Source organism: Frankia nepalensis, from assembly GCF_016786325.1.
Taxonomy (GTDB): domain Bacteria; phylum Actinomycetota; class Actinomycetes; order Frankiales; family Frankiaceae; genus Pseudofrankia; species Pseudofrankia nepalensis.
Genome location: NZ_JADWYU010000181.1, coordinates 1 through 6,395 on the forward strand (window position 1 = coordinate 1; position 6,395 = coordinate 6,395).

Annotated in this window: 3 protein-coding genes and 2 riboswitches; all 3 genes read left to right on the forward strand. The window is 74.6% G+C overall.

The window, feature by feature from the left end; all coding sequences use genetic code 11:
• Positions 1–155: 155 nt before the first annotated feature.
• Positions 156–252, forward strand: a riboswitch (glycine riboswitch).
• Between the two features lie 3 nt (positions 253–255).
• A riboswitch (glycine riboswitch) is annotated at positions 256–372 on the forward strand.
• Positions 373–605: 233 nt separating this feature from the next.
• The 3 genes from gcvP (at position 606) to I6A81_RS27425 (ending at position 6,245) form a co-directional block, all read left to right on the forward strand.
• Entirely contained in the window at positions 606–3,668 is a 3,063-nt protein-coding gene (gene gcvP, locus I6A81_RS27415) for an aminomethyl-transferring glycine dehydrogenase (protein WP_203007649.1), read from the forward strand.
• A 499-nt stretch (positions 3,669–4,167) separates the two neighbouring features.
• Entirely contained in the window at positions 4,168–5,277 is a 1,110-nt protein-coding gene (locus I6A81_RS27420) for an NADP-dependent oxidoreductase (RefSeq protein WP_203007648.1), read from the forward strand.
• 512 nt (positions 5,278–5,789) lie between these two features.
• A complete protein-coding gene (locus tag I6A81_RS27425; protein ID WP_203007647.1) occupies positions 5,790–6,245 on the forward strand; it encodes a MaoC family dehydratase in 456 nt (151 codons plus the stop codon).
• Positions 6,246–6,395 lie beyond the last annotated feature (150 nt).

Consider the following 6,395-nt stretch of genomic DNA (forward strand, 5'->3'; position numbering starts at 1 on the left):
GGGGCCGCCAGCGCGTGTCCGGGGACCCGCCGGCGGCGTCGACGTGTTCCCCCGGTGCACCGGGGGAACCGGCCTGGGGGGGGGGGGGGGGCGGGGCCGCGGCCCCCCCCCCCCGCCCCGCCGGCCGGCGGGGCACAACTTCATACCTTGCCGCTCACACCCGTGCGGGAGAGTCCCGGGCAAGCCGGCCCGTGGCGCCGAAGGAGCAAGATCTCCCCACCAAACTCTCAGGCCCCCAACCGCCGGGTCAGGCAGCTCTGGAAAGCGGACGCCGCGCGCGTCCCGCCGACGGTGCAAGCCGGGCGTCCCCAGGACGGCGCTTCGCGCGCCCGGGGTACCGCGTCCGGTGAAGCTCTCAGGCCCATGACAGAGGGGGAGAGCCAGGCGGCCGCCAGGTCCGCCGAGTCCTCCGCCGCTGGCCGAGTCCTCGCGGGCCGGGTCCATCGACTGGCTTCTGGTCTGCCCCAGGGCGTCGAACGTCTCGCGGGCGTGGAAGGTCCGGAAGCCGCCGGCGGGCCGGGCGCCGCCTGGTCTCCCGGGGATGCCCCCCGGACCTGGTGGGGGACCCCCACGCCAGGTTCTCGCCTGACCTCCGGAGCGGCCACATGCGCGACGACGACACCTCGACCCCCCTGACGGTGACCTCCCCGACCGCGCCCGCCGGTGCGTCCCAGCCGCCGGTGCCCGCCTATCCGGTGTTCGCCGACCGGCACATCGGCCCGGACTCGGCGGCCCAAGCGGCGATGCTCGCGGAGCTCGGCTACCCGTCGCTCGAGGCGCTGACCGAGGCGGCCGTGCCGGCCGGGATCCGCTCGACCGAGCTGGACCTGCCCGCGCCGATCTCCGAAAGCGCGGCGCTCGACGAGTTGCGCGCGCTCGCCAGCCGGAACCGGCGGGTGACCTCGATGATCGGTCTCGGCTTCCACCCGGCGGTCATGCCGGGGGTGATCCAGCGCAACGTGCTGGAGAGCCCCGCCTGGTACACCGCCTACACCCCGTACCAGCCGGAGATCTCGCAGGGCCGGCTGGAGGCCCTGCTGAACTTCCAGACGATGATCACCGACCTGACCGGGCTGGCGACCGCGGGCGCGTCGCTGCTCGACGAGTCGACCGCCGCGGCCGAGGCGATGCAGCTCGCGCACCGGGTGGACAAGAAGAAGCGGACGATCTTCCTCGTCGACGCCGACTCCCTGCCGCAGACGATCGCCGTCGTGCACACCCGGGCCGAGGCGCTGGGGCTCGCCGTGCGCGTCGCCGACCTGCGCGCGGGACTCGACGCCGCGGCCGAGAACGGCGGGTACGCGGTCACCGACGTCTTCGGCGTGCTCCTGTCCTACCCGGGCGTGAGCGGCGAGGTACGCGACCTCACCGAGATCATCGCCGACGCGCGCGGGCGGCAGATCACGGTGACCGTCGCCGCCGACCCGCTGGCCCTCACGCTGCTGGCCTCACCCGGCGAGCTGGGAGCGGACATCGCGGTCGGCACCACCCAGCGGTTCGGGCTGCCGGTGATGTTCGGCGGCCCGCACGCCGGCTACCTCGCCGTCCGCAAGGGCCTGGAGCGGATGCTCCCGGGCCGGCTGGTCGGGGTGTCGGTGGACGCGGACGGCAAGCCGGCCTACCGGCTCACGCTGCAGACCCGCGAGCAGCACATCCGCCGGGAGAAGGCGACCAGCAACATCTGCACCGCCCAGGTGCTGCCGGCCGTGCTCGCCTCGATGTACGCCGTCTACCACGGCCCGGCCGGGCTCGCGGGGATCGCGACGACGGTCCACCGGCACGCCGTCCGGCTCGCCGCCGGCCTGCGCGCGGGCGGCGTGCGGGTGGTCCACGACGCGTTCTTCGACACGGTGCTCGCCCAGGTGCCGGGCCGGGCGGACGACGTCGTCGCCGCCGCGCTCGAGCACGGCGTGAACCTGCGCCTCGTCGACGCGGACCATGTCGGGATCTCCTGCGACGAGACGACGCTCGACGCCGACCTGCGCGCCGTCTGGGCCGCGTTCGGCGTGCCCGCGCCGGCCGCTGAGCCCGCCGCCGAGCCGGCCGGCGGCGGGGCGGCGCTGCCCGGGGCGCTGGTGCGCACGTCGGCGTACCTGGAGCACCCGGTGTTCCACAGCCACCGCTCCGAGACGGCGATGCTGCGCTACCTGCGCCACCTCGCGGACCTGGACCTGGCGCTCGACCGGGGGATGATCCCGCTCGGCTCGTGCACGATGAAGCTCAACGCGACCGCCGAGATGGCCGCCGTCACCTGGCCCGAGTTCGCCGAGATCCACCCCTTCGCGCCGCTGGACCAGGCCGCCGGCTACCTGAAGATGATCTCGGACCTGGAGGGGTGGCTCACCGAGGTCACCGGCTATGCCGGCGTCTCGCTGCAGCCGAACGCCGGCAGCCAGGGCGAGCTCGCCGGCCTGCTGGCCATCCGGGCCTACCACCGCGACCACGCCGTGGCCGGCGCGCCCGCCCGCGACATCTGCCTCATCCCGTCGTCGGCGCACGGCACCAACGCGGCCAGCGCCGCGATGGCCGGGATGAAGGTCGTGGTCGTCGCCTGCGACACCGACGGCAACGTCGACCTGGCCGACCTGGCCGCCAAGGCCAAGGAGCACGCGCCGCGGCTGTCCGCGCTGATGGTCACCTACCCGTCGACCCACGGCGTGTACGAGGAGGGCATCGGCGAGGCCTGCGCGATCGTGCACGAGGCCGGTGGCCTGGTCTACGTCGATGGCGCGAACCTCAACGCGCTGGTCGGGCTCGCGAAGCCCGGGAAGTTCGGCGCCGACGTCAGCCACCTGAACCTGCACAAGACGTTCTGCATCCCGCACGGCGGCGGCGGCCCGGGGGTGGGCCCGGTCGCGGTCGGGGAGAAGCTGCTGCCGTACCTGCCGAACCACCCGCTGCGCCCCGAGGCGGGTCCCGCGACCGGGGTCGGCCCTATCTCGGAGGCGCCCTGGGGGTCGGCCGGGATCCTGATGATCCCGTGGGTCTACCTGCGGCTGATGGGTGCCGAGGGCGTGCGGACCGCCACCGCGGTCGCGGTGCTGAACGCCAACTACATCGCCAGCCGGCTGCGGCCGCACTACCCGGTGCTCTACACCGGCCAGGGCGGCCTGGTCGCCCACGAGTGCATCCTCGACCTGCGTCAGCTGACCAGGGAGACCGGGGTGACGGTCGACGACGTCGCCAAGCGGCTCGTCGACTACGGCTTCCACGCGCCGACGATGTCCTTCCCGGTGGCCGGCACGCTGATGGTCGAGCCGACCGAGAGCGAGGACCTCGCCGAGATCGACCGGTTCTGCGCCGCGATGATCGCGATCCGGGCCGAGGCGGACAAGGTCGGCGCCGGCACCTGGCCGCGCGAGGACAACCCGCTGCGCAACGCCCCGCACACCGCCGAGATGGTCACCGGCGACGACTGGGACCACCCGTACCCCCGGTCGGTCGCCGCCTACCCGGTGGCGTCGCTGCGCGCGGCGAAGTACTGGCCCCCGGTCCGCCGGATCGACGGCGCCTACGGCGACCGCAACCTGGTCTGCACCTGCCCGCCCCCGGAGGCCTTCGCCGCCGACCTGGACGCCGCCGGCCCGCCCGGCGCGGGCGTGCCGGGTGCCCGGTCCGCCGTCGGCCCGCTCACCCCGCTCACCCCGGTCGGCAGCACGGCGGGATAGGCGCGTCTGACGGCTCCTGACCGGGGCGCCGCCCAGCCCAGCCCAGCCCGGCAGAGGATCCCGATCCGCCCCCGCTGGTCACGCCGAGGCATGACCAGTGGGGCGATCGGCCTTGATCCCAGGGGCTGTGGTGCCCGGCGCGACTCCTTTCGGCGCCCTGGCTCATGACCAGATCCCAGGACTCGCCGGACGTGCCGGGAGGCACCCGCCGCGCCGGGCGGTTCCTTCAGGGCCCGGCGCGACGACCAGCCTGCGCCAGGCCGGCGGGGTCCTGGTTCGTGGCGGCGAGGGCGGGCATCACGGTGGCGTCCGCCGGCTGTCGCGCGCCCGTTTCGGCCGCGCCCCACGGCCAGGCCCGGACGGTTCTCTGGACGGGCCGGCCGCCCGCGACCCGCCTACGACCCGGCCACGGTCACGCCGGCCGAGCCGCGAGCGGCTGGCCGCGCGCCCTGGCGCCGCCGCGCGGAGCCGGTCGCCGCGATGTGGTTCGGAGGCATCGATGAAGGCTCTCGTCGCGCCCGACTACGGCATCTCCCGGCTGACGGTCGCCGACCGGCCGGTACCCAGCCCGGGCCCCGGACAGCTGCTGTGCCGGGTGGAGGCGGCCGCGTTGAACCCGTTCGACCTGCGGCTCGTCGCCGGCGCCCTGCGCGGGAGGGTGCCGGCGCACTTCCCGTTCGTCATCGGGATGGACGTCGCCGGCACGGTCGAGGCCGTCGGGGACGGGGTGACGAGCTTCGCCGCCGGCGACCCGGTCATCGCCGTCACCCGGCCCGACGAGGGCACGATCGCCGAGTACGCGCTCGTCGACGAGGGGCCGGCCGTCTGCCTGCGCCCGGACGGGCTGGACGCGATCCGCGGCGCCGCGCTGCCCGAGTCCGGGCTCACCGCCCTCGACCTGCTGCGCGCCGTCGACGGCGGCGTGACCTCGCCGCTCGCCTGGTCGAGGCACCCGGGCCTCGGCCCCGTCGGCTCGGAGGCCGCCGGCGCGGGCTCGAAGGAGGAGCATCTTCGGGTCTCCGCCGGCCGTGCTGGCTGGGAGGCCTCCGGAGGCACGAAGGAAGATCATTATCGCGCCTCCTCCGGCCGTGCTCCGCTTCATGGGCGGCGGCTGCTGGTGATCGGCGCGACCGGCGGGATCGGCCAGTTCATCGTCCAGCTCGCCGCCGACCTGGGTGCCTGGGTGATCGCCACCGCCACTCCGGACGACGTCCGCTACGTGCGCGTGCTCGGCGCGAGTTCGGTCATCGACTACACCGCCGGCGACGTCCCCGGCGCCGCGCTGCGGATCGCGCCCGACGGCGTCGACCTGGCCGTGGACCTGGTCGACGCCGGCCCCGACCTGCGCCCGGTCGCGCGCGCCGTGCGGCCCGGCGGACGGATCGTCTCCCCGCTCGACGGCCCGGCCGACTTCGGCCATGGCGTCACCGGCCGCTACATCGGCACCTTCCAGGCCAGGCCCGGCGAGCTCGCCCACCTCGCCGCGCGTGTCGCGAACGGCCGGCTGAGCGTCGAGGTCGGCGCCTGCTACCCGCTCGCCGAGGCCCCGCGCGCCGTCGTCGACTACGCCACCGAGCACATCCGCGGCAAGATCGTCATCCGGATCTGACTCCATCCAGCGCCGGCCTCGCCTGTACACCGCCGCGCTCCGCCGTCGGCCAGCCCGCGCCGCGCACGGCCCACGGGGAGAGGGCCGGGCGCTCCCCGCGGACCTTGCGCGCGGATCTCGGAACGCCGATCCGCGTACCCATCCGGTGATCTTCAACTCGCCCCGCCCGAGACTGGACCGTAGATCGCAGATGTGCGCGGAATTCGGCGACAAAACGGACAGAAGTCGCCGGACGGCGCACACATCTGGTGATCAAGGAAGGTGTCGCGCCCCCCACGGGCCGGTGATCATCGGATGTGTGCGCGGATCGGCGGTCCAGGGTCCCGCCAAGATCAAAAGGGAGGGACTCGGCTTCCTGGTCGATGAGAGGGCGGGAGCGGCGGGCCGGTCCGCCGAGCGAGCCGGGCATCTGGGGACGAGGGTTGGGATACTGGCCGGCGCGGCGGCGCGCGGTGCCGGGCGCGTGGTGGGCCCGGGCGGAGCCGGGTGCTGGGCGAGGCTTGGAGGAGATCATGGCCACGACGATCCAGGGGATCGAGGGCGCCAAGGCGCTTGCCGGGCAGGACTGGGGGACCAGCGGCTGGGTCGAGGTGACCCAGGAGCAGGTCAACACGTTCGCCGACGCCACCGGCGACCACCAGTGGATCCACGTCGACGTCGAGAAGGCGAAGACCGGGCCGTTCGGCGGGCCGATCGCGCACGGGTTCCTCACCCTGTCGCTGATCCCGGTGCTGTTCCACGACGTGGTGCACGTCGAGGGCATCTCGATGGCGGTGAACTACGGCCTGAACAAGGTGCGCTTCCCGGCGCCGGTGCCGGTGGGCGCCAAGCTGCGGGCCCACATCAAGAACCTCAGCGTCGAGGACGTGCAGGGCGGCGTCCAGGTCATCAACCAGATCACCATCGAGCTCGAGGGCCAGGCCAAGCCGGTCTGCGTCGCGGAGTTCATCTCCCGCTACTTCGCTTAGGTTCTCGCCCGTTCGGCGTCCGGCGGGTCGAGGATCACCTTCGTCCATGCACCGAGCGATGGCCTGGCCCGCGACCAGCAGGTGGTCGCGGGGCCGGGCGGGGGGTGGAGGGGGGGGGGGCGGGGCGGGGGGGAGGGGGGGGCCGGGGGG